The 23,812-nt window shown below is 58.1% G+C and carries 21 protein-coding genes and 1 pseudogene; 11 read left to right on the top strand and 11 right to left on the bottom strand.

Translation table 11 applies throughout. The features are described from left to right. Positions 1-19: 19 nt before the first annotated feature. Complete coding sequence (locus BPHYT_RS05465; RefSeq protein ID WP_012432156.1) at positions 20-2,119, bottom strand: FUSC family protein; 2,100 nt, start codon at positions 2,117-2,119, stop codon at positions 20-22. A 570-nt stretch (positions 2,120-2,689) separates the two neighbouring features. Here BPHYT_RS05465 and BPHYT_RS05460 point away from each other — a divergent pair. After that, a complete protein-coding gene (locus tag BPHYT_RS05460; RefSeq protein ID WP_041758785.1) occupies positions 2,690-3,520 on the top strand; it encodes an alpha/beta fold hydrolase in 831 nt (276 codons plus the stop codon). A gap of 96 nt (positions 3,521-3,616) precedes the next feature. Here the strand turns inward: BPHYT_RS05460 and BPHYT_RS05455 are convergent, their stop codons facing one another. The 4 genes from BPHYT_RS05455 to BPHYT_RS05435 all read right to left on the bottom strand — a co-directional run bounded on the left by BPHYT_RS05455 (position 3,617) and on the right by BPHYT_RS05435 (position 7,984). Beyond that, on the bottom strand, positions 3,617-4,507 hold the full coding sequence (locus BPHYT_RS05455; RefSeq protein WP_012432154.1) for an AraC family transcriptional regulator: 891 nt from the start codon (positions 4,505-4,507) through the stop codon (positions 3,617-3,619). 302 nt (positions 4,508-4,809) lie between these two features. Next, positions 4,810-5,748: a helix-turn-helix domain-containing protein gene (locus BPHYT_RS39055; protein ID WP_012432153.1), complete on the bottom strand. Its 939-nt coding sequence runs from the start codon at positions 5,746-5,748 to the stop codon at positions 4,810-4,812. A 341-nt stretch (positions 5,749-6,089) separates the two neighbouring features. Then, a complete protein-coding gene (locus tag BPHYT_RS37115) occupies positions 6,090-6,503 on the bottom strand; it encodes an ectoine synthase (RefSeq protein WP_012432152.1) in 414 nt (137 codons plus the stop codon). Positions 6,504-6,673: 170 nt separating this feature from the next. Beyond that, positions 6,674-7,984 (bottom strand): branched-chain amino acid ABC transporter substrate-binding protein, encoded by a 1,311-nt coding sequence (locus BPHYT_RS05435; RefSeq protein WP_238535629.1) that lies wholly within the window; start codon positions 7,982-7,984, stop codon positions 6,674-6,676. 270 nt (positions 7,985-8,254) lie between these two features. Here BPHYT_RS05435 and BPHYT_RS05430 point away from each other — a divergent pair, with 270 nt between their 5' ends. Further along, the gene (locus tag BPHYT_RS05430) at positions 8,255-9,670 is read left to right on the top strand and encodes an aminotransferase-like domain-containing protein (RefSeq protein ID WP_012432150.1); all 1,416 of its coding nucleotides are present in this window, start codon (positions 8,255-8,257) and stop codon (positions 9,668-9,670) included. 192 nt (positions 9,671-9,862) lie between these two features. On the opposite strand, the gene BPHYT_RS05425 is transcribed toward BPHYT_RS05430, so the two are convergent. The 3 genes from BPHYT_RS05425 to BPHYT_RS05415 all read right to left on the bottom strand — a co-directional run bounded on the left by BPHYT_RS05425 (position 9,863) and on the right by BPHYT_RS05415 (position 13,352). Continuing rightward, positions 9,863-11,965 carry a 2Fe-2S iron-sulfur cluster-binding protein gene (locus tag BPHYT_RS05425; protein ID WP_012432149.1) on the bottom strand — a complete coding sequence of 701 codons (2,103 nt, stop codon included), beginning with the start codon at positions 11,963-11,965 and terminating at the stop codon, positions 9,863-9,865. Positions 11,966-12,219: 254 nt separating this feature from the next. Next, the gene (locus BPHYT_RS05420) at positions 12,220-12,831 is read right to left on the bottom strand and encodes a glutathione S-transferase family protein (RefSeq protein WP_012432148.1); all 612 of its coding nucleotides are present in this window, start codon (positions 12,829-12,831) and stop codon (positions 12,220-12,222) included. A gap of 47 nt (positions 12,832-12,878) precedes the next feature. Continuing rightward, entirely contained in the window at positions 12,879-13,352 is a 474-nt protein-coding gene (locus tag BPHYT_RS05415) for a nuclear transport factor 2 family protein (RefSeq protein WP_012432147.1), read from the bottom strand. A 427-nt stretch (positions 13,353-13,779) separates the two neighbouring features. Between BPHYT_RS05415 and BPHYT_RS05410 the strand changes: the two genes are divergently transcribed. Further along, positions 13,780-14,784 carry an MBL fold metallo-hydrolase gene (locus BPHYT_RS05410; protein WP_012432146.1) on the top strand — a complete coding sequence of 335 codons (1,005 nt, stop codon included), beginning with the start codon at positions 13,780-13,782 and terminating at the stop codon, positions 14,782-14,784. A 144-nt stretch (positions 14,785-14,928) separates the two neighbouring features. Next, a complete protein-coding gene (locus tag BPHYT_RS05405; protein ID WP_012432145.1) occupies positions 14,929-15,432 on the top strand; it encodes a GNAT family N-acetyltransferase in 504 nt (167 codons plus the stop codon). Positions 15,433-15,465: 33 nt separating this feature from the next. Here BPHYT_RS05405 and BPHYT_RS05400 read toward each other — a convergent pair whose 3' ends face one another. Then, complete coding sequence (locus BPHYT_RS05400; RefSeq protein ID WP_012432144.1) at positions 15,466-15,921, bottom strand: DUF6130 family protein; 456 nt, start codon at positions 15,919-15,921, stop codon at positions 15,466-15,468. Positions 15,922-16,256: 335 nt separating this feature from the next. On the opposite strand from BPHYT_RS05400, the pseudogene BPHYT_RS39050 reads away from it, so the two are divergent. From BPHYT_RS39050 to BPHYT_RS37110, 3 genes and pseudogenes are all read left to right on the top strand, one after another. After that, a pseudogene (locus BPHYT_RS39050) lies at positions 16,257-16,382 on the top strand (carbonic anhydrase); the annotation flags it as partial. A 102-nt stretch (positions 16,383-16,484) separates the two neighbouring features. Beyond that, positions 16,485-17,132, top strand: coding sequence for a cysteine hydrolase (locus BPHYT_RS05390; protein WP_012432143.1), 648 nt, complete (start codon positions 16,485-16,487; stop codon positions 17,130-17,132). A gap of 148 nt (positions 17,133-17,280) precedes the next feature. After that, on the top strand, positions 17,281-17,766 hold the full coding sequence (locus BPHYT_RS37110) for a DUF3331 domain-containing protein (RefSeq protein WP_012432142.1): 486 nt from the start codon (positions 17,281-17,283) through the stop codon (positions 17,764-17,766). A 191-nt stretch (positions 17,767-17,957) separates the two neighbouring features. On the opposite strand, the gene BPHYT_RS05385 is transcribed toward BPHYT_RS37110, so the two are convergent. Further along, positions 17,958-18,707 (bottom strand): SDR family NAD(P)-dependent oxidoreductase, encoded by a 750-nt coding sequence (locus tag BPHYT_RS05385; protein ID WP_012432141.1) that lies wholly within the window; start codon positions 18,705-18,707, stop codon positions 17,958-17,960. 91 nt (positions 18,708-18,798) lie between these two features. Here BPHYT_RS05385 and BPHYT_RS05380 point away from each other — a divergent pair, with 91 nt between their 5' ends. Beyond that, complete coding sequence (locus BPHYT_RS05380; protein WP_012432140.1) at positions 18,799-19,137, top strand: winged helix-turn-helix transcriptional regulator; 339 nt, start codon at positions 18,799-18,801, stop codon at positions 19,135-19,137. Between the two features lie 152 nt (positions 19,138-19,289). On the opposite strand, the gene ppa is transcribed toward BPHYT_RS05380, so the two are convergent. Continuing rightward, positions 19,290-19,817, bottom strand: coding sequence for an inorganic diphosphatase (gene ppa, locus BPHYT_RS05375; RefSeq protein ID WP_012432139.1), 528 nt, complete (start codon positions 19,815-19,817; stop codon positions 19,290-19,292). Positions 19,818-20,070: 253 nt separating this feature from the next. Here ppa and BPHYT_RS05370 point away from each other — a divergent pair, with 253 nt between their 5' ends. From BPHYT_RS05370 to BPHYT_RS05360, 3 genes are all read left to right on the top strand, one after another. Further along, positions 20,071-21,510 (top strand): aldehyde dehydrogenase family protein, encoded by a 1,440-nt coding sequence (locus tag BPHYT_RS05370; protein WP_012432138.1) that lies wholly within the window; start codon positions 20,071-20,073, stop codon positions 21,508-21,510. Positions 21,511-21,553: 43 nt separating this feature from the next. After that, positions 21,554-22,312, top strand: a complete 759-nt coding sequence (locus tag BPHYT_RS05365; RefSeq protein WP_012432137.1) for an SDR family oxidoreductase — start codon at positions 21,554-21,556, stop codon at positions 22,310-22,312. Positions 22,313-22,467: 155 nt separating this feature from the next. Next, complete coding sequence (locus BPHYT_RS05360) at positions 22,468-23,787, top strand: MFS transporter (protein WP_012432136.1); 1,320 nt, start codon at positions 22,468-22,470, stop codon at positions 23,785-23,787. Positions 23,788-23,812 lie beyond the last annotated feature (25 nt).

Genomic DNA, 23,812 nt, shown 5'->3' with positions numbered 1-23,812 from the left:
TTCCTCGCACCGCCGCGTGCTATCCCCTCGCCTCACGCATCCGCTCGTTGAGCAGCCGATGCATCAGCGCCAGCTCGCCCACTGCATCGGCTTCCAGTGAAGTCAGCCCTTCTCGCGCGGGGAGCCCAAGGCGCACCGGTCGCAAGGTGCGGCTCAACGCGGCGTCTATGTCCGCGCTCACGGTCGCGATCCACGTGCCGAGTTCGTCGTGCATGTCGCGCCGGTTCATACTCAGGCGCAGTTGCGTCGCGGTGCCGGCCATTCTTCGCAACAGGCTCAGCACGGTGAGCGTGACGGTGTCGACCATCGAGTCCTCGAGTTTTTCGAGGCGCATCCGGCCGATGGCTTCCTCTGCGTTATTGCTGCCCAGACCCGCGGCGCGGCGCAAGCGCTCCATCTCTTTCTCGCTGCGGCGAGGCGATTCCATCGCGGCTTTCAGATAAGCCAGATTGGCGCGCACCGCCTCGCTCAAGTACGCGCGATAGTCGATCTTTTCGCGCGTCGGCCAGAGATAGAACGTGGCCAGCAGCGCCAATACGCAACCGAGCACGTTGTTGCCGAGCCGCGTGAGCGCATAGGCGAATTCGCTGGCGCCCGGCGTCGCGAAGTCGGCGACCAGCACGAAGGTCGGCGTGAGGAACAACACGAAGAGGCTGTAGCTCACTGGCCGCAGCGCCATGGTCGCCATCACCAGCGGAAATACCGCGAGCGAAATGCCGAGCGGCGAATGGATCGCATAGCCGATCGCCGCCGCCAGCACGCCGCCTACGATGCTGCCGGCCGCACGCTCGATACTGCGCGGCCAGGTCGCGGCGATCGACGGTTGCAAAATCAGCAGCGTCGCCATTGTGGCCCAGTAGCCGAACGGCAGGCCGAGCGCGCGGATCACGAGAAAGCCCGTGGTGGTCGTCACGCCGACGCGCGCCGCGTGCCGCAAGCCGACGGACTCGACCGACAGGTTGGCCTTGAAGGTGGACCAGACGCGAGTGAAAAGCCGCGCGGCGTTGTCGCGCCAGCCTTCGGGCTCTGCGTGCACCGGCGTGAAGTCGACCAGTTCGAAATCGGACTTCAGTGTCACGGGCTCCATCAAGGCAGTTTCGAGGCGCCGAGCAAAACGCCGCAAACGCAGCTGCAAATCGGCGAGACGCGCCCACTGTGCGTCGTTGGCGGCCGCGCCGATGCCGCGCAGTACGTCGCCCATGACCGTCAGCAGCCGCGCCGCGCGTTGCGCGCGCCATGCGTCGTCGGGGACTCGTTCACAGGCGCCCGAGACGGCGATCAGATACGCGAACAACGCTTCGCTGTCGGTCAGCAGGCCGAGCAGCGTGTCGTAGGTTTCGCGGCCACCCGTTCTCGATGCCGGCACACGCGCGAGCACTTTGCGCGAGCGCTCCAGCGCGGCGCGGGCGTCGGCGCGAAATTTTGCGGCATGCGTGGCCCATTCGCCGCGCGCCGCGCGGCGTTCGAGCAGCCGCGCGCTGTCCACGGCGATATCGGCAAGACGCAGATACACGGCGCGCAACGACGAGCGGCTCGTGCCGAAAGGATGAATGCGCCAGACCGTCAAACTCAGCGCCACGGCAAACAGACACCCCACCAGGTAGATGCCGAGAAACGCCATGCCTTGCCGAACGCTGTGCATCGGCCGGTCGACCATCACGACGCATGCGGTGGCCGCGAGAATCGTTACCTGCGATGTGGCCGCGCCCCAGATCCTGCCGAATGCGCCGATTGTCGTGAACACCAGCACCGCGAGCGCCGCGAACACGGCGCCCGCTCCGGAAGCGTAAGCGGTCAGGCCGCCGCACAGTGTGGACAGCACCGCGAAGCCCATCATCGAGGCAAAGCGCGCGCGGTTGGAGCCGCCCGCATCGGCGAGGCAGGTCCAGAACGCGCCGATCGCCGCCCACGCAAATGTCGGTTCGTGCAGCAGATTGCCGAGCGCGAGCATGGCCGTCGACGCACAAGCCGCTCGCAAGCCTTCGGAGAGGCTGGCCTCGCTGGTCGAAAACGACACCATCCATACCGGCCGCTTGCGGTAGATCGCGCTGACGACGGCATACAGCCAGTTCGACCAGCGTTGCGATGAAGACGACGGGTTGGACTTGCGATTCAGCATCCGAAAGATGGCCTCCAGGGAACGCGGATTGGCGCCGCGTCGGCGCAGCGCGACGGCCGGCGGCAGGCACGCGTATGCAGGCGGCCAATAATACGGGTTTACGCGTAGATATAAAAATGGCTTCGGTTCATCCTGTCGATGCATTGCGTCTATGCTCGCCGAACTCTCGCCCGGTGCCGCGTAGCTTCACCGTGGCCGTTATGCGTCCAGGTCAGCGCCTTCTCCGTGCCGTTCCGACACCTGACCGTGCAAAAAGAGAACCATCGAAGCATTGACACGCGCAGTATCGAGTCACCAAGAACGGTCATCCGTCAGTCCTTTACAGCACGACGTCATGCCAACCGCTCGCTGCCGTGGAGTTCGATTCCGCTTTTCACTAATCGCGAGCATCGCCTCCTGCATGACGATATCTAGCCAGGAGGCCCCATGAAGCGCGACCTGCGAAATGCCCAACTTTCCCAGAAACGCCGTCGCACCATCGCCGCCCTTGCCGCCTTAGTCGGCGCACCCTTGTCCGTACTGGCGACGAATGTCACTGCTCAGGGCGCGCCACCCCGGAAGAAGACCCTGATGAGCAATAACAGCAGTTTCCATGTGACCAAAGATGGGACACGTATCTTTTTTAAGGATTGGGGAGAAGGGACGCCAATCGTCTTTTCACACGGATGGCCTCTCGACGCTGACGCGTGGGACTCGCAAATGCTCTTTCTCGGACTTCGGGGCTACCGCGTCATCGCCCACGATCGCCGTGCCCACGGGCGCTCCACACAGACTTGGGATAACAACGACATGAACACGTATGCCGACGACCTCTCCGGTTTGCTCGACATGCTCGATGTAAAAGACGCGATGCTCGTTGGTCACTCAACTGGCGGTGGAGAAGTCGTTCGCTACCTCGGACGACACGGAACCAAACGTATTTCCAAAGCCGTCCTTATTGGAGCTATTCCGCCGGTTATGCTGAAGAGTGCAAGCAATCCCGGTGGATTGTCGATAGATGTCTTCGACAACATTCGCGCCGGTGTGTTGCAACGTGCGCAATATTATAAAGACCTCGCGATGCCGTTTTATGGTTACAACCGTCAGGGCGCCACTCCTGTGCAAGGGGTAATCGACGAATTCTGGCTCGAAGGGATGCGTGGTGGAATCAAAGGCCAGTATGACTGCGTGAAGCAATTCTCCGAGACGGACTTTACGCAAGACCTTCAGAGAATCAAGATTCCTACTCTTCTGCTGCACGGAGACGACGACCAGATAGTGCCCATTTCGGACTCGGCGGCACTCTCTTCCAAACTGCTGAGCAACGCAACCCTCAAGGTATACCAAGGGGCGCCTCACGGCATGTGTACAACGCTGTCCGACAAAGTCAATGCGGATTTGCTTGCCTTCGCCAGATCATGAAGTCGGCATCACAACAAATGCTCTCTAACCCAAAACGCGAGTCCATGGAAATCGCCTCGATGGGTCGACCGATGTCACAGAAAATCGTCCAAGCGCCTATCGGCGAGCCTTGGCAACGGTTCCCGGTGTCACACCAAAGATTGACTTGAAGTGACGCCCGAAATGGCTTTGGTCAGCAAATCCTGTCTCCGTGGCTACAGCCGATATATCGGCACCTGCTAGCAACCGGGACTTTCCCTCGCTTACGCGAAGCATTAACTGATATCTGTGCGGCGTCAAACCGTAGGCTATCGCGAAGCGGCGACACACATCCGATGCCGACATCGAAGACTCGCGTGCGAGGTCTTCAAGCGATACGTTTCGATTCCAGAATTCATGCAGAAATTCGTGCGCACGACGAAGGCCTGCACTCGTGCGGCCGCACGACGACAACGGAGCTTTCGACCGAGGCAAGCCACGATACTTATGCAGCAATGACTCGCAGAAAAGCGTCCATTCCCCCGACCACGCATCTACCGTCTCGGGAGACGTGATAACCTGGTCCACGAACGCCCGGGCGATTCGCACTTGTTGCAAGTCGCCCGGCAACTCTCGCATAAGTTGGCACACATCCACGTCGAAGGCTTCGCACTGCTGCTGCCACGCTTCATCGGGAACGTAGAGCATCACATATTCGCACATTCCTCCGACTGCCTTTCCGGCATGCGGACTGCCCGGAGGCATACAGTAGATCTGGTTTGCCGCCAAAACTCGTCGGCTCGCCTTTCTCACCGAAATATCTTTCGCACCCGCCACAACGGCGCCTATCGACCACGTGTCGTGTGCGTGAGCGGCGAACCGATGGCTTTCGAATCTGGCGTGCAGCGCCTCAATTGCCTGAATTTTCGCAACATGTCCGAATCGCGCAAACTCTGCCGTAGTTCGTGGATTACTTCCCGTCATAGTCGAGCAATTCAAAAAAACATGGCCTGGAGAAAGCGGCGGCATTGCCGATGGACCGTCACTATACGGCTGCAGCGTAGGCGCGAGCAATTCCAATTTGTAAACGTCTGGACACGCGCTTGTCAGCGTATCGGCTGCTCGCCAGTGACGCGGCAGCCATCGAGCCACGCACAGGGACAATTGCTCAGTAGAACCCGCCTTGTTGCGTAAAGGTCGTCACGGGTCGGATGACACGCTTGAATTTTTACAAGGGCATCTGCACTCGTATAGAAAGCTTTTGCGTTGCCTCTAACATTAAGGACCATCGCCGTTGCGGCTTCAAAGCGAGGGTTTCGAAAGACAGGCTGCTAGCGCGTTGCCCCCGATGCCTGCTCCCTCCAGCGCTTCGGAGTCAAACCGGTCGCCTGACGGAACACCGTCGTGAAATGCGCCTGCGTATGAAATCCTACCGCATAGGCAATTTGCGCGATTGGCAAACGTCCCTCTGCAAGTAGCGATTTAGCAGCGCCCAATCGCTTCTCTGTCAGGTATGCATGCGGACTCAGTCCCGTGGCAAGCTTGAACTGTGCTGCAAAGTGCATGCGGCTCAATCCCGCACGCTGCGCGAGGTCTGTCAGGCTAATCTGTTCACCGAGATTGTCTTCAATGTACTCTATAGTGCGCTTCAATCTCCATGGTGCGAGGCCTTGGCGAAGACCGTCGTCCAGAAATCTGTTTTGGAATTCCATCGCTCGAGCAAGGATTGCCATGCCAAGGCTTTCGCAATAAAGACCAGAAAATGGGCTTCGCAAACTTGTGGCGTCGAGCAAGGTACATCCCAGCTTTCCCATCACCGTATCGGGCGCAAACCCTGGGTCCGAAAGGTGATAGTCCGCAGGACACTTACATTGCTGCAACTCCTCATAGGTTGCAACGAGAGTCGCCCGCGGTACGAATACGTGAACTGCTTCTACCGGCCTTTTGAAGTTGCAACGGATTTCTTCGCCGGGGCCGGCGATTTGCGTCCCGCCGAAGCCTCCCGTGCCCTTTGTTATCCGTTTCCCATTTCGAAAGCAGTCCACGATTGTGTTCCGCAGCAGCACTTCGATAATGTAACAGTCTTCAAGTACTGGAGCGCTCAGCTGCCGCTCGTGTTCCGCAATGTCACGCCAGAATGCGATAGAAATGCGCGACGCTGAAAACTGGATGTGTGCGGACTTACGCCAGTCCGCCTCTTCTTCGAGTGAGTTGGTAGGGTGTTCGGATTTTCGAAACCCTGGTTCGCAGGCAAACATATCGGGATTCATGATACTGCGCCTCTTTCAATTACAACTCCTACTATTTATCTATCCGACCCTAACCGATGCCAATCGGAAACGCTGGACAAATCTCTCAACACGGAACTGATGGGCGGCTTACTATCCGCGCAAAAGCGGAGGGCTATTCGCACGTATAGACCGCAGTTACATCTATTGGATTTAGCTGCCAACGTGAGCAAGGGATGCGAGCACGTGGGGGACGCTGAGGGTCATTGCGGCTCGCGTCTAGAAGTCTCCATGCCGCGATGACTACAAGGTCAATTCGCAATTCGGCTTTGCGACAAGCGTTTCTTTACGAATCGAGCGGCAGCGGCGATTCCATTACCGCGTCAATCTTCTGCAGGCGAATCGGGAACGGCTCGAATCGGCTCATATCCCCCATCTGCAGTGTGAGTTTCCTCTCCCGCGAGGGCCGGCGTGAATACGCAAACAAGTCGAAGGTCACCTTTAACAGCTCGCACGAGATGACGGTCATGTTTATCCAGCACATATACGCTGCCTGGTCTAAGCTTAAATCTCTCGCCACTCGCGAGGTCTACAACCTCGCCTTCTCCACCGAAGCAATAATTTGCCTCCACGTGGTGCCGATACTGCAATTCCATCTGGGTGCCCTCTTCGACTGTCGTATCGTGGAGGGAGAAACACACCCCGTCGGCCGCGACGACTAATCGCTTGCTGTCCCAGCCTTTTCCGCGAATGTGTCTCGGTGTTCCAACGGTTGAATCGACGTCACGTACTAACATTTCATATTCCTCTTACGGCTAGGCGACATCCGTTCTGGTCGAGTGTTCGTCCAATTCGCTACTATCAATCAGGCGCCGCTCGAAGACGACGCGCGCGTGTCGCTGATCCCGACGCGGCCATACGAAGTGGCGGGAAGAAGGTGTTAGCGCGACCTCTGCCCCATACAGCTCTACTCGCCATGGGCGACAGACACCTTCTTGTCCGTCCAACGACCACCTGTTAGTCGATATATCGTGTACGGAGCCGCAGCCAGGTCACCGTTTTTGTCAAAGGCAATCGGTCCTGTCAAACCGTCCATGTTTGTTTTCCGCACCGCCTGCAGTACATCGACGGCTCTGGCAGATTGAGCGGCCAGTACGGCCTGTACGATGACCGAGGTAGCATCGTAGGCATAGGGTGCCTGGAATCCTTCCAGCTTTGCCTTGTATCGCGCCTCATAGCGGGACGCAAAATCCTTTGCTGGCATTCTGTTCAACGGCAAGCCTGGCTGGATAGTGACCGTACCTTCACCGTCCCCGCGGGCGAGATTCAAAAAGATAGCGTTGTTGAACCCCTCTCCGGCGAGCGTCGCCTTCATGCCCGCACTTCGCATCCGTCTGACGATCTGGGCGGCTTGCGCATCAAACCCGCCGAATACAACCAAATCAGCGTTCTGAGAGCGGATTCGGGTCAGGATAGCGCTGAAATCAACTGTCTTATCCGTCACGTACTCTCGGGCAACAATTGCGACGTGGCGCTGCGCGATGAAATCGCTGACCCGGTCGGCCAGGCCCGCACCGAAATCAGTTCTGTCGTCAACGATGGCAACACGCCTAGCCTGAAAATCTTCGACAAGATAGCGTCCCAGTTCAGCACCGGCAACCGCGTCCTGCCCAACGACTCTGAACGACGACTTCTTCCCTCGAAGCGTATAGATAGCGCTCGTGGAGCTAGGGCTTACCTGTGCAATCTGGGCATCGTCGTATACGTTCGAGGCGGCAATGCTGCACCCGGAATTGAAATGCCCTACCACCCCCGCAACCGACATATCGACAAAGCGCTGCGCAACCTGACTCGCTACTCGCGGGTCCGCCTGGTCATCAAGTGGCGCCAGCTCGAATGAGACAGTACGCTCGCCTATCTTTGGATGCCGCGCATTCGCGTCCTCGATAGCCAGTCGCGCCGCGTTTTTCATTTCTTTTCCATCTGCCGCCGAGGGGCCCGTCAATGGGGCAGCAAATCCAATGCGAACAACAGCCGCGTCTTCTGACTGAGCGCCCTGACACCACAGAGTCGCGATCGAGAAAATCACCCCGCCGGCGAAGCGCTTCAACGTGCTCATGAGCCAGTTCATGATTTGCTCCCGATCGACATCACTTCGCCAGTGCAACGGCGCGGCGTAGAACCACAGGCTTGCTGCATCGCGCATATCCATACAATAGAAACAAGCATCGTGAAATGCAAACAATTTTCTTTTAAAAATCGGCTTGTCTGCATTCAATCATCCAATTAAGCGCATACATTTCTCTTCATCAAATTGTGGGCTTCGACGCTTGCTCCGCCTTCCTGATGGGTATTTGGCTTTGGTGAAGTAAAGAGCTGCATCAATAATTGATGAATGTATGTACTGCCCCTTGGAAAGCACTGACGTTTCGTCCAGATTGCGCCCTCTCTTCAGACAACTTGGATGCAGACATTGACGCACAAAAATGGAGCAGACGTCCGAAATGTTGCATACAATAAAAACAGATTGCTCCGGGCGAGGTGCGAAATGATGCGAACATCTGGCTGGACTCCAATTCTCGAAGGCGGGAATGGTCCGACGTATCTGGCAATTGCCAATGCCGTCGCTGAAAGCATAAATAAGGGTGAGCTCCGCGTCGGCGACAGATTACCCCCGCAACGTTCACTGGCCGCATTACTCGGCATCGACTTCACAACCGTTAGCAGGGGCTATGCCGAGGCCCAGCGACGAGGTCTGCTCGAGGCTCGCGTGGGTCGCGGCACCTATGTGAAGGCGATACAGCGTCCGTCTGCCACTCTAACGAACGTGTCCGGCATCGACATGTTGATAAATCAGCCCCCGCCGTTCGACGACCCCACGCTTGAGAAGCGCATCTGGGAAGGTGTGCCTGCAATGCTGGCCGAGCGCGGCATGGAAATGCTCATGCGCTACCAGGTGCCGAGCGGAGCCATGAGAGACCGTCTGGTGGGGGCGAACTGGCTCACTCAACGTATTCCGGGCCTCGGACCTGAGCGCGTCCTTGTTTGCCCCGGCGCACAAGGCGCACTCCTTGCCGTCTCCATGATGTTGGCAAGCGCGGGAGACACCATTTGCGTAGAGGCGTTGACGTATCCAGGCTGCCTCCTGCTTGCGAAGGAACTGGGTGTTCGTCTGTCGGCGGTCGAAATGGACGAGCACGGAGCGATGCCTGAATCACTTGACGCGATTTGCCGATCCGAGAAACCGAAGGCGTTCTATTGCACTCCCATTGTTCACAATCCCACCACGATTACGATGCCGCTGGACCGGCGCATCGCTTTAGTCGAAGTAGCGCGCCGTCACAAACTCCCCATCATCGAAGATGACAACTATTGGCCTCTGGTCAACTCGCCCGACGATTCTGCCGATGCCTTGCGCGAACTTCCCGCTCTAGCGTCGCTGGCGCCCGAGTTGGTGCATTACATATCGGGACTGGCGAAATGCGTGTCGCCCGCATTGCGAATCGCCTATCTGGCCGTACCTGACCAAAGCTCCGCAGAGAGAGCATCCGTCGTGATACGTGCGACGGCATCGATGGCCGCGCCGTTGAGCGCCGCCGTTGCTACTTACTGGATTGAATCTGGTTTGGCAGAAGAGATGCTCAGTGCGATACGCACAGAAAGTGAAGCACGCCAAGCTATCGCGCACCGGCACCTAGCTGCTGACCTGGAAAATCGACATGGTTACGGCTTTCATTTGTGGCTGCCATTACCCGTGCCTTGGACATGCAACGCGTTCATAACCCAACTGAAGCTTTCAGGTATATCCGTCGCGGGTACTGACGCCTTTTCGGTTTCCGAGGCACCCGATGGTGTCCGACTCTGCTTAGGCGCGCCGAGAACACGTAACGACCTTGAAAATTGCATGCGTCGAATCGCCGACATCCTGCATCTCAAATCGTATGAACCGAGTCAAGTAATCTGATACTCATGAAGCCATGGCGAAACGAGTGCAAAAGATCCCGCAGTACACTCGGCAGAGACTGAGGCAGCGTCGTCTCACGGCTAGCGAACGGCAGGCAGTGGCGCACCCGTTAATCGCACCGGTTCACAGCTTGACTTGAGATGCCATGCGCCTCGCCAATATGCAAAGCGCCCTAAGTGTTGTCCAAAACACTTAGATATCCAAGGTGACACCTTCACGATTCTGCGTTCCATCCTCGAGATGAGGGCCGGGATGCGGGCGTGCAATACAAATCAGCGCCTCTCCCGGTTCCACGTCATGTGCCGGAGGCTCGGTGTAGTCGACTTCACCTTTAACGACTCGCGTTACGCAAGTGCCGCAACTGCCCGACCGGCAGGCGTAAAGTGGCTTCAGACCGTTCGCCTCAGCCAACTCGAGCAGACTGCCAACTTTCGGCCTCCAGATTGCGTTCCGGCCACTTTTGGCGAACGTGACTACGACACCTTCGCTGTTGTCCACTTCCACTGTCCGTTCGATTCGGCGTGAAACCGAGGCCGGCCCGAAGCTCTCGAGGTGGATTCTCGAATCCCGCACGCCTAGCGATAATAAAGCGTCGTAAACGCTTTGCATGAAGCCCGGTGGGCCGCAAAGATAAACCTCGTAATCGTCAAGAGGAAGTACTCTGCGCAGAAGCGCCCGGTCAATATATCCTTCACTCTGATGTGTTTTTCCGAGCACATCATCTTCAGAAGGACGGCTGAACGCGACATGCAGAGTGAGGTTGGCATGAAGCTCGCCCTTCTTTGCAAGATGTGCTGCGAATGCGCGGTGCTTGCTGTTAGTCGCGGAATGGATGCAGTAGATTGGCTTGTGGAGGAGCGTGCGCCCGTCGTTGACCAGTTGGCTATTGAGCATCGCGATCAAAGGCGTAATGCCAACTCCCGCGGAAATAAGCGCCAGAGGTCTTCCTGCTGCCTCATCGAACACAAATGCACCGCGCGGGGCGAGCGTCTCTATCGTGTCGCCAACAACAATGTGGTCGTGCAAAAAATCGGAGCAGCCGCCCTTGCCTTCTCGTTTTACGCTAATCCGATAGGTCCTACCGTTCGACGCGTCGGACAGCGTGTAAGTGCGGATCGTGGGCTCGGCCCAGCCAGGCGGTTGCAGGCGGATGGGCAGATACTGGCCTGCCTGGTAACCCACGAGACCGCTACCGTCTGCCGGCTCCAGAATGAAGGAGCGGATCGTCGCACTCTCGTCAATGGTCTCCAGAACCTTGAACGGTCGCCAGACCGTACGAAGCCGTTCCGCTTCCAGCGTTTTTGCGACGATATCCCAGTGGCCGGTGCGCTCAAGAAGCGGGGAATAGTCCGGCGCTGTGAAAGTGCATGGCAAGCTTGCCTCGACCCGGCAAACTTCGTCGATGTGATAACGGAACAGGCGCTGTGCGCCGTTGAACGCGTGCAACTCAGGACCGTCCCATAGAACCTCCGCGTGAGCGGCGATGTAGAGCATGGCGCCGCTATCAAAGTCGATGAACATCAGCCCCGCATGATTGTCGAATTGCCAGTTGCCAATCGTATTGAAGATAAAGTTGCCGACAAAATCCGGTGCTGTCAGCGTGTGGTCGTCATCGATACGGACGAAGCCAGGCCGTCCGCCGCGGTGCGACACATCGGCGCCCGTGGCAACCGGGTCCCCTTCTTGCAAAAGGACGCTGGCCACAAAATAAGTATCGGCTTTAGAAATGATGGCCGAGGCCGAGGCGTCGAGCCGGCTATTGCGGTGAACCGGTCGCGGCTCCGGTAAAAGCGGGTCGCGATTGAACGAGAGCTCGCGCCCCTGAATGTACTGCGGGCAGATACCCAAGGTCTGGCGGACGTCGATTGTGAAGCCATCGGGCAGCAACGCCCCAACGGTGCCTATCACGCGATTCCGACGGCGAGTATGAAACTGGACGCCAAGCAACGCTATCTCCGCGCCAGGCACGAGCGTGTCGTTTAGCGGGTCACCGTATAGAGCGCGAGCGCGAACCGTAAGCGTCACATCGCCGGTGGGATTGACGAAGCCTGGCTCACCAACCAGAAACGAAGCCCAAGGGCGACCGGAGGAGTCGACGGATGCCATGAAAACGTACGGCAGCATGAGGAAGAATTCCCTCTGTTGGGCCGTCAGGTACCGGCGAACGGCACGCCGCCCTTGAGCGTCTATCTTTTCACGTACCCCGACGCGCTCCTGCACTGCCAACTCGCCTTCGTGGAACGGTGAACGCTCAAGGTCCCAGCCGGGCGAAGAAGGAACAGTTGAACTGCTCATGACGTTGCTCCCTACGTGTCACTGTCTAGCATCAGACTTCGATATGCAGTTCAGTGAGCCACTACGGTTGCCCGGCCCGTCCATCGACCGGCCAGGAATAGCATCCGCTTCAACGATGAATAGCTTTTCCCTTCAGAACTTGTCCGCAGCCAAATCACCGTGAAATCAGCGAAAGCGTGGAGGGCCTTCTTTCCCGCTGGCGCGAGGTTGCCCTGCATATCATCTATGAAAACGACTCCTGTCCGTCTCTATGTTCAGGCATTTAAACCGGCAGGAGACTTCTGAAATTCCACAAATCCCGGCAGCGCCTCGATTCTTTGCAACCACGCATTCACATTAGGGTAACCCTTCAGATCGACGTTACCTTCGGGTGCTCGCGCTATGTAACTGTACAGGGCGACATCGGCGACAGTCGGATGGTCGTGTGAAATGAACTCGTGGCCATCAAGCTCCGCCTCGATGATTTTCAGTATGCTGTGCGCGACGCTAATGACCTGCTCCGGGTTGTACTTTGCTCCAAAAACAGTGATTAAACGCGCGGCGGCAGGACCATTTGCGATCTCGCCAGCAGCCACGGACAGCCAACGCTGTACGGCCGCCGCAGCCTGTGGAGACTCTGGCAGCCAATCTTCCTTGCCATACTTCTTCGCCGCATAAATGAGGATGGCATTCGAATCGGCGATGGTTATGCCATCATCGACCAGCACGGGAACTTGTCCAAAGCGATTAATCTTCAGAAATTCTGGCGCTTTATGCGCCCCCTTCATCAGATCGACCTCCACGAGCTCCGGTTGTAAACCTATGAGGGACAAAAAAAGTCGTGCGCGGTGAGAATGTCCAGACAGCGGATGGTAGTAGAGCTTCATGGCTTTCCCTCAAGATGAAGTGGAACACGGAGGTGCTGCGGATGTCGTCACAGTCCAAGTTCACTCAGCCCGGCGTGGCCGTCAGGACGGCGACCGAGCGGCCAATGGAACAGCCGGTCTTCTTCTTTGACAGGACGGTCGTTGATGCACGCAAAACGACGAATCATCAAGCCTCTATCGTTAAACTCCCAGTTTTCGTTGCCGTATGAACGAAACCAATTCCCGGAGTCATCGTGACACTCGTACGCGAAGCGCACCGCAATTCGGTTACCCGAAAACGCCCACAGCTCCTTAATCAGCCGGTAGTCCAGTTCGCGCTGCCACTTGCGGGTGAGCAAGGCCACTATCTCCGCACGCCCGTTTGCAAATTCGGCGCGATTTCTCCAGCGCGAATCGGCTGAGTAAGCAAGCGAAACGAGCGCGGGGTCACGGGTGTTCCATCCATCTTCTGCAAGTCGCACCTTCAATGTTGCGGTTTCGTTGTCGAAGGGGGGACACGGAGAGCGTACATCTTCCGACATTATTGGACTCCTGCTCATGCAGAGGAACTTCAATAGGAGACCGGCGAAGTGCCGGCCCATTCACCTGGCAGCCTGTCTCAACTGAATATGCGCAGCCAAAGTTTGACCGTTGCAGAATCCGGCTGGTTACGTTGACGAACGGTCAGATCAAACTTTGTTTTGCATTTGCACGATTGCTTCGATGGCCTACCCAAGATGGGTTAGACCAAGTCAAAAATGTAGTGCGAAATCGATAAGAAGTCGCGAACTTCGAAACAACGAGCGCACGAAGCAAGGCATCATTTTTTTGCCGGAGCGACGCTGGGACGTCAGCCAATCCGTGACGCGATAACTGGCCGCGCCAAGCCGAATCCCATTTTTCACAATTCGGTCGGACGGCCAGCGAGCCCGCACAGAGTGCGATCTTCATTTCGTTGTAGGAGGTCACATGTTTCCCGATGCAGACAGCGGTGCGAATGACGACCGTGCCGGCAAGGCATCTCAAAGATATCAATGCCCGCGCTGTACCGGGCCGTTCGCCGCCGTTCCTGAATCGTCCCGTGGTGGCGCAGCAGGACCGAGCGGTTACCAGCTCGAAAACGTCAAGCCTGGCGTTTACTGGATAAGCGCTGGCGGATACGACACGATGTTCCTTGTTACCGGCGCCGGAGTAATCGCTGTCGACGCGCCCCCCTCGTTGCGAGAAGTATTATTGTCCGCCATAGCGTCCGTCACGGCGGAGCCAGTCACACACGTCATCTATAGCCATTCGCACTTCGACCACATCGGCGCAGCCGATATCTACCCGCAAAGCGCAGTCCGAATCGCACACCAGTACACCGCGGAGAAGTTGGCGGGGTATAGCGACCCTCAGCGCCCGATTCCGACAATCACTTTCAGCGACGAATATGTGCTGCAGCTAGGTGCTGTAGAACTCGAACTCCGCTATCACGGAAACATCCATCAGCCCGGCAACATCTTCATATACGAACCGAAACAAAAGGTCCTCATGCTCGTGGATGTCATTTTCCCAGGATGGGTACCCTTCAGGAATCTGGCGGTTGCCAATGACGTTCACGAGTATTTGCACGCCCACGATCTGCTTCTCGATTACGACTTCGACGTTATGGTGTGTGGCCACCTTACGCGTTATGGCACGCGTGCCGATGTCGTCACACAGAAGGAGTTCGCGCAGCAACTGCGCGCGGCGTCCATGAAGGCGTTGAGGTCTGTACGAATTGAAGACGTGGCCGCACGGACGGGGACCGACAATCTGTGGGCGCTGATGGACGGCTATCTGGAAGACGCAATCGAAACTGTCACTAACGAGATGCTCACGACTCCGACTGCCGACGGACGGCTGTGGACCGACAGGCTGGGAGGTGCAGACATATGGACCAGGCACCATGCCTTTTCCATGATTCAGGCACTGCGCGTTGAAAGACCCGATTAGTCATGATTGGAAGCAATGCAAGAACGTTCTATAGATGTGGCGGCGGCTTCTATAGACTGAAGTCGTGCCCGAGGCCAGTGAAAGGAATACGCGCTCGCTCGCTATATATCTCGGCATGTCAACAAAAGACCATGGAGCTACGCCGTGCAGGATTGCAAGCAAGACAGGAGCTGGAAAATCGTCGAATACCGTCCCGAATTCACGGACGGGGTCATCGATTTGATTCTTACAATACAAAACGTTGAAGCGGGCCTTAACATATCGCTCGAACAGCAACCCGACCTTCTCTCTATCGAATCAAACTACCCGCAGGCGGGTGGCGGATTTTGGGTTGCAGTAGACGAATCGGGCGACGTAATTGGCTCCGTCGGACTTCGACGCGAGACCGAAGAAGTCGCCGTTCTCAAGAAATTCTTCGTCAAGGACAGCTATCGCGGGGCTGGCGTCGCGGCTGGCTTATTTGACAGGCTGCTCGCATTCGCAGACCAGAGCGGGGTGAGGACAATCCTCCTGGATACACCATCGATTGCAAGCCGGTCACACGCGTTCTATCGCAAGAAGGGCTTCCGGCAGATAGACAGGTCCGATGCGCCTATCACGTATGACTATCCTGACCGGGATTCGCTATTGTTCCGCCTGGACCTCTGAAATAAACAAGGGACGGCGAACCTATCGTCGTCTCTACTTCTTCCTTGGGCGCGAAAACTGTTTCGGCACGACGAAATTCACGACGGCGCTGTCGAGCGTCTCATGATTGGCGTCTACGAGCTCGATTAAAACCTTGTGCGCTCCAACCGGCAGCCCAACAATGATTAGAGGCTCACCGCTCGCATCGGCCCAATGCCACGGTGCGTCGTCAACCGTTACATGAATGTGTCCGATACGTGGCGAGTCGTCGAGTGCCTTAGGGCCGAATACCGGTACGATGTGCAGATTCTCTGCCCGGTACTGGATAAATACGAAGCCTTTTGCCAGAGACTCGGCAAGAGGCGGGTCGACGACGATTCGTGCGGGAGGTTCGTTTTCCAGCGGGACAACAGGGTCCGCTCCGCGTATGTCGCGTGCACTCTGACCGAACGCACCACTTGCGCAAAGAATGACCGTCGCTCCCGCAATGCTTGCCAAAATCTGATTCACGGCAGGCTCTCCTGGCTCAGACCAATGCGGCGCTCGACATTGCTTTCCCCGCGCCTCCGCCCAATCTTTCGGTGCGAGTATAGGCGGCAAATTTCGTAGGCTTTTATCCATATGCACGACGGCGGTTCAGGTTCTTTCTGATTCACGCGTTCATCATCGCTCCAGCACAACGCTGATCAGCGCCGGCTCAGCGATAGGTTGACTGCATCCTGGCTGCCGTTCAGGACCGTGACGAGACCCGTGCTAACTTGAAGCTTTTGCGTGCAAATCGGAAATACTTTGCCCTTGGCCGACGACTAACCTCAAGAGATCGTCAAAGCGATGCGAGAGCCGTGATGAAAGAGATTATCGAGGGGTTTCTTCGATTCCAGAAAGAGATCTTCCCAGAGCGGGTGGAGCTCTTTAAAAAGCTTTCGCGCGCGCAAGCTCCTACCGCGCTTTTCGTTACATGCTCAGACACACTGTGCAAACGATTCGAATTTTCGTTTTGCATGCGCCGCCCTTCAGCCGATGAAGGGGCCTAGTCGAAGTCTCTCCGACGATATGACCGAGGAGCCTGAAAAGTGAACTTCAATTCTGACAATGCGGCCGTCGTTATTATTGACCCGCAGAACGATGTGCTGACCCCGAAAGGGACTGTCTGGGAAGCGGTCGGCGCCAGCGTGACGGAAAACAATACAGTCGGCAACCTGGAGCGGGTTTTGAAGGCTGCTAAAGACAAGGGTATTGGTGTGTTTGTGTCACCCCACTATTTTTACCCAACTGACTCAGGCTGGAAATTGAACGGACCGGTCGAAGCTGGCGAGATCGAGGCCGGAACGTTCTCCAGACGCGGACAGCTCACGCTCCAGGATTTCCAAGGCTCAGGTGCCGACTGGGTTGAATCATTGAAACCGTACATTGAAGACGGAAGGACAGTCGTCGTCAGCCCTCACAAGGTCTTCGGGCCACAGACCAATGACCTCGTGCTTCAACTCAGAAAACGAGGCCTGCAGAAGATTTTGCTTTGCGGGATGATTGCCAACCTTTGCGTTGAATCTCATCTTCGCGATTTTCTGGAGCAAGGGTTTGAAGTGACCGTGATATCGGACGCAACGGCTGGTCCCCGGCATCCTGAATGGGGCGACGGTTACAAAGCGGCGATGGTGAATTATCGATTCCTTGCCCACTCTGTCTTGCCAACCGATGAGGTAGTCAGACTACTTGGCTGACATAGACGGTGGTGCTTCTCGGGCATTGAGCATGGCGGCGCTTTAGTGTGCTGTACGGCGCCGCCATCAGTTGCAATCTCATCCCGTAGCATCGAACCACGGCCGAGTCTCTGCCGGAGCCGGCTCCGTCGTTTTGTTGGAGAGGCAGATGCGTGAAGACATTTTCCCACTGCTTGAACGGATTCCATTACAAGCTTCTTCCGTAGCAGGCGTGCGGGATGCAATGACCTGCATGACAGAAGATCTGCTTGGCCAGCGCTCGACAGTAGTCCACGCTGCATCTCGCCCGATACGGCGGCATGCCAGATCTCGCGCTTGCGACTCCACTGCGGTAGCTGTTGCAGTTGAATCGGTCAGGCCGGTCACCGGACCTTCCCGATTTCAAATCGTCGAGCGATTGTCGCGCGAAACGCTTTCCGTCTACTGGAGTGACGCCAGGACGGGGCTATACGCCGACCAGCGCTGGAGACTGTGTCGCGCCCGCATACGTTCATTTTGCGTATTGACCGGAGTTCCCATTCAAATCGGCGATCTGGTCTATCGCCCCAAATCACAGAGCACGGGCAGCCCCGCAAATCGCGACTTCATGATACTTGCAGACATGGTCCGCGACGATTCTCTGGATATTCGCTGACCCCTGGCGTCGCATCTAATCGCATCGGTCGGAAACCAGACATCACCGCAACCATCGGAGCCTTGCGCGTGAGCGTCAGGAACCGATGGCTTTTGCGTTCACGTCGCGCATCCGAATCCGACGATCCGGACGGATAGCCCAAGCCGTGGCTCACCAACCAGGTCTGCAGCCCAAATACTTCGCGATGCAAATCAAATCTGCGCCGAACCGCCGTCTACAAACAGTTCGCTTCCGTTGACGAAACTGCTTTCATCGGATGCGAGAAATAGCGCAGCGCTGGCCGTCTCGTCAGGATCACCTAGACGCCCAAGCGGCGTCGTCGCCTGTACTGCACTCACCATCCCTTCGTGCACGTCATTCGACGGAGCCAGGTTGTGCCATCCGGGCGTCGAGGTCGAGCCGGGCGCGAGTACGTTTACACGAATCTTGCGCGGCGCAAGGTCGAGGATCCAGCTTCGCGCGAAGTTGCGGATGGCCGCCTTGCTTGCGCTGTACACGCTAAATGCCGGAATGCCGGTTACGGCTGCCGTGGAGCCCGTGAGAACAATGGATGCGCCATCCTTGAGCAGCGGCAACGCTTTTTGCACCGTAAAAAGCGTCCCCTTCACGTTGGTCGCGAATGTCTTGTCGAAATGTTCTTCGGTGATATCGCCAAGCGCGGCAAACTCGCCAGCGCCGGCATTTGCGATCAGAATATCGATGACGCCCGCTTCGTCTTTGATAGTCGCGTAAAGACGGTCGAGGTCGGCGAGGTTAGATACGTCGCCCCGAATGCCACGAGCGTTGCCACCGACCTCGGCAACAGCCTTGTCCAGCTCTTCCTGGCGCCGTCCGGTCATGAAAACACGCGCGCCTTCGCCGGCGAAGCGCTTCGCGATAGCGAGACCGATACCGCTATTCGCGCCAGTGACCAATGCAACCTTACCTGCAAGCTTACCCATCTCGACACTCCAGTTACTTTTCGACCTCTCATTATGGAACGACACCTTCTGATAAGATAGTACCTACCTAAAGGTAAGTATGAGGTCTTTGATGGAACTGCGTGCAGACAGTTGTGGATTGGAAGTCGCGTTGACGGTTATCGGCGGAAAATGGAAACCCCTTGTGCTGTTTCATCTGAACAATGGCCCTCGTCGGTTTGGTGAGTTGAAGCGGCTTGTGACAGGCATTAGCGAAAAAGTCCTGATTCAGCAGCTGCGGGAGCTTGCGGACGACGGCGTCATCATTCGGCGGGACTATCAGACGGTTCCGCCCAAGGTCGATTACGAAATGACGCCGTTTGGCTATTCGCTGGCTGCGGCATTGAAGCCGCTTTGCGCGTGGGGCGACGAAAACCGGCAAAGGATTGCCGAACTGACGCAAGCGGCATAGCCGCACACCTGCGATTCCAGAACCGCAAGGGGTGTTACCGCCGAAATCCAGGCCAACAAACACAAAAGGGCAAACCGTTGCGGTTTGCCCCTTGAAAACCTGCCGAATGCTCGCAAAGCAAACTCATTCGTTCACTTTGCGATTACCCTGTTTTACTTCTTGTAGTTCGCCGCGCCTTCGGTGATTTCCTTGTGCGCGGCTTCGATGTCCGCCCAGCCCTCGACCTTCACCCACTTGCCCTTCTCAAGCGCCTTGTATTGCTCGAAGAAGTGCTTGATCTGGTCTTTCAGGTAGGCCGGGACGTCGTCGATCGACTTCAGGTTGGCGGTCATCGGGCAGACCTTGTCGTGCGGGACCGCGACCAGCTTCGCGTCCACACCGGATTCGTCGGTCATTTGCAGCATGCCGAGTGCGCGGGCACGCACCACCGAGCCTGCCAGCAGCGGGAACGGCGTGATCACCAGCACGTCGACCGGGTCGCCGTCGCCCGACAGCGTTTGCGGAATGTAGCCGTAGTTCGCCGGATAGCGCATGCCCGTGCTGATGAAACGATCGACGTGGAGCAGGCCCGTTTCCTTGTCGGCTTCGTATTTCACCGGATCGCTTTGCGCCGGGATTTCGATGATGACGTTGAAATCTTGCGGAAGGTCTTTGCCTGCGGGGACGTTATTGAAGCTCATGAGCGCTCTCTGGTCGGGATGGAATTCGGAACACGGCGCGCGGCGTGCTCGCTCGAACGGGATGCAACGTGAAACTCGCCTCGAGCAGCGGCGCTGCGGCCGGACAGTGCTGAATACGCCATTATAGCCAATCGCCCAATGGCATCCCTCGTTGGATCGGGGCGATAATCGTCTGGCGTCTCTCGATTGTGCCTCTCGTTTGTGAACACCACGTCACCGCAGCGCGGTGCTCGTGACACCTCAAGGAGCATGCATGGAAGAAGCCCGGCATTTCATCGGCGGCGAATGGTCCGCTGCATCAGGCGGCGAGACGATCGCCGTACTCGATCCCTCGGACGGCCAGCCGTTCACCCAACTCGCGCGCGGCACCGCGGCGGATATCGACGCCGCCGTGCACGCCGCGCGCCGCGCGTTCGAAGGCCCCTGGGGCCAGGCCAGCGCCGCCGAACGCGGCCGTATCCTGTACCGGCTGTCCATGCTGGTCGCGGCGCGGCAGGAGGAACTCGCCCAACTCGAAGCGCGCGACACCGGCAAGCCGCTCAAGCAGGCGCGCGCCGATTCGGCCGCCCTCGCCCGCTATTTCGAGTTTTACGCCGGCGCGGCGGATAAGTTGCACGGCGAAACGCTGCCTTACCAGACCGGCTATACGGTGCTGACGATTCGGGAGCCGCACGGCGTGACCGGCCATATCGTGCCGTGGAATTACCCCATGCAGATTTTCGGGCGCAGCGTGGGCGCGGCGCTAGCCACCGGCAACGCCTGCGTCGTCAAACCGGCCGAAGATGCGTGCCTCTCCGTGCTGCGGGTCGCCGAGCTTGCTGCCGAGGCGGGTTTGCCGGCTGGCGCGCTGAATATCGTCACGGGCTTCGGCCATGAGGCGGGCGCGGCGCTTGCGCGTCATCCGGGCATCGATCACATCTCGTTCACCGGCTCGCCGGATACCGGCAAGCTCGTCACGCAAATGGCCGCCGAAAATCATGTGCCGGTCACTCTGGAACTCGGCGGCAAGTCGCCGCAAATCGTTTTCGCCGACGCGGACCTCGACGCCGCGCTGCCCGTGCTGGTGTCGGCGATCGTGCAAAACGCCGGACAGACCTGCTCGGCGGGTAGCCGCGTGCTGATCGACCGGGCGATTTACGAGCCCTTGCTCGACCGGCTGAGCAGCGCGTTTCATGCGTTGCGCGTCGGCCCTTCGCAGGCCGACCTCGACTGCGGCCCGCTGATCAGCGCGAAACAGCAGCGGCGCGTGTGGGATTTCCTCTCGGATGCGCAGCACGACGGCATCGCCATGGCGGCGCACGGCGAGGTGATTCCCGAAGCGCCGGAAAGCGGCTTCTATCAGGCGCCGACGCTGCTGCGCGACGTGCCCGCGAGCCACCGCCTCGCTCGCGACGAAGTGTTCGGCCCCGTGCTCGCCGCCATGTCGTTCAGCGACGAAGACGAAGCTTTGACGCTTGCCAACGGCACGCCGTTCGGTCTCGTCGCCGGCATCTGGACACGCGACGGCGCTCGGCAGATGCGGCTCGCGCGCCGCCTGCGCTCCGGCCAGGTGTTCATCAACAACTATGGCGCGGGCGGCGGCGTCGAATTGCCGTTCGGCGGCGTCAAGCATTCGGGCCATGGGCGCGAAAAGGGCTTTGAAGCGCTGTATGGCTTCACGGCGCTCAAGACCATTGCAATCAAGCACGGTTAGTCAGGTACGCGCATCACCATCCACAACGAACAACGGAGACATCATGCGGTTGACAGGTAAAACAGCCATCGTCACAGGTGGCGGCTCGGGTTTCGGTGAAGGCATTGCGAAGACCTACGCGCGCGAAGGCGCTAACGTGGTGGTCAACGATCTGAACGGCCCGGCTGCCGAACGCGTGGCCAGCGAAATCGCGCTGGCCGGCGGCAAGGCCATCGCGGTGACGGGCAACGTCGCCCAGCGTGAGGACTGGCAGACGCTGCGGGAGGCCGCGCTTGAAGACTTCGGCAGCGTGCAGATCGTCGTCAACAACGCGGGCACCACGCATCGCAACAAGCCGGTGATGGATGTGACGGAAGCCGAATTCGACCGCGTCTATGCGGTGAATGTGAAAAGCATCTACTGGAGCGTGCAGGAATTCGTGCCGTATTTCCGCGAGCAAGGCGGCGGCTGCTTCATCAATATCGCGTCCACGGCGGGGGTGCGGCCGCGCCCCGGGCTCGTCTGGTACAACGGCAGCAAAGGCGCGGTGATTATCGCGAGCAAGTCGCTGGCGGTCGAGCTGGGTCCGGACCGCATACGCGTGAACTGCGTGAATCCGGTGATCGGCGAGACGGCACTGCTGGCCGAATTCATGGGCGTGGAAGATACGCCGGAAAATCGCCAGCGCTTTCTTGCCGGCATTCCGCTTGGGCGTTTCTCGACGCCGCAGGACATCGCCAACGCCGCGCTTTATCTGGCTTCGGACGAGGCGGAGTTCATCACCGGCGTGTGTCTGGAAGTGGACGGCGGACGCTGCGTGTAGCGCCGCGCCGTATCTGGTCCGCGAGGGTTTCGCGTGCAGCGGCCCTCGCCGCAGTCAGTGTTTTCCCCGGGTATCGATTCGTCGTGCAGACCACGCAGCGCGGATAGAATCGATCGACGGCGGTACTTCAATTCCACAAGAAAAGAGGAGACACCATGGCTAGTCCCGCAAATCCGCTCCACCATCCCGGCGCGGGTGCGCCGCCTTCCACTTTCGAAGAGGCCACCTACCGCAAGGTCAGCTGGCGGCTCGCGCCGCTTCTCATGCTCTGTTACGTGGTCGCGTACCTGGATCGCGTCAACGTCGGTTTCGCCAAGCTGCAAATGACCAGCGATCTTGGGCTGAGCGATGCGGTGTATGGTTTCGGCGCCGGGATTTTCTTTGTCGGCTATTTCATCTTCGAGATTCCGAGCAATGTGATTTTGCATAAGGTCGGCGCGCGGGTGTGGATTGCGCGGATCATGGTGTCGTGGGGCGTGATCTCCATGCTGACCATGTTCGTTACTACGCCGACGATGTTTTATGTGATGCGCTTTCTGCTTGGTCTGGCCGAGGCGGGGTTCTTTCCTGGGATCATTCTTTATCTCACGTACTGGTATCCGGCGCATCGGCGTGGCCGCATGACTACGTGGTTTATGACGGCGATTGCGTTGTCGGGCGTGATCGGCGGGCCGGTGTCGGGTTATATCCTGAAGACCTTTAACGGCATGAACGGCTGGCATGGCTGGCAGTGGCTGTTTTTGCTCGAAGGGATTCCTTCGGTAATCGTCGGGATCATGGTTTTTACCATGCTGGACGATCGGATTTCGAAGGCGAAGTGGCTGACCAAGGAAGAACAGCAGTTGCTTGAACGGCATGTTTCTGCGGAAGAGGCGACCAAGCATGACATGCCGATTCGGCAGGTGCTGACGAGTGGGCGTGTGTTGATGCTCAGTCTTACGTACTTCTCGTTTGTGATGGGGTTGTATGGGGTGAGCTTCTGGTTGCCGACGATTATTAAGGCTACCGGGGTGACGGATGCGTTCATGATTGGGTTGCTGTCGGCGATTCCGTTTGCGGGGGCTGTCGTGGCGATGGTGTTTGTGTCGCGTAGCGCGGACCGGAAGCGGGAGCGGCGTTGGCATATCGCGCTGCCGGCGTTTGCGGGGGCGGTTGGGTTGGTGCTTTCTGTGGTTTGGGCGCATAACACTGTGCTGGCGATGGCTTCGCTTACTCTCGCGACCATGGGTATTCTCACTACGCTGCCGCTGTTTTGGAGTTTGCCTACGGCGATCCTCGCCGGCACGGGCGCCGCTGCCGGCATTGCCATGATCAACTCGATCGGCAATTTGGCAGGTTTTCTGAGTCCGTACGCGGTGGGCTGGCTCAAGCAAGCGACTGCCGCGAATGACTCCGGCATGTATATGCTGGCGGCGTTCATGGTGCTCGGCGGGTTGCTGGCGATTAGTGTGCCGGCGAAGATGGTGAATAAGTGAGGGGTTGAGGTGCGGGCCTTGGCAG

It is taken from the genome of Paraburkholderia phytofirmans PsJN (assembly GCF_000020125.1).
Taxonomy (GTDB): Bacteria; Pseudomonadota; Gammaproteobacteria; order Burkholderiales; family Burkholderiaceae; genus Paraburkholderia; species Paraburkholderia phytofirmans.
Note: the sequence above shows the minus strand (reverse complement) of the source record. Positions and strands in the feature narration are given on the sequence as shown.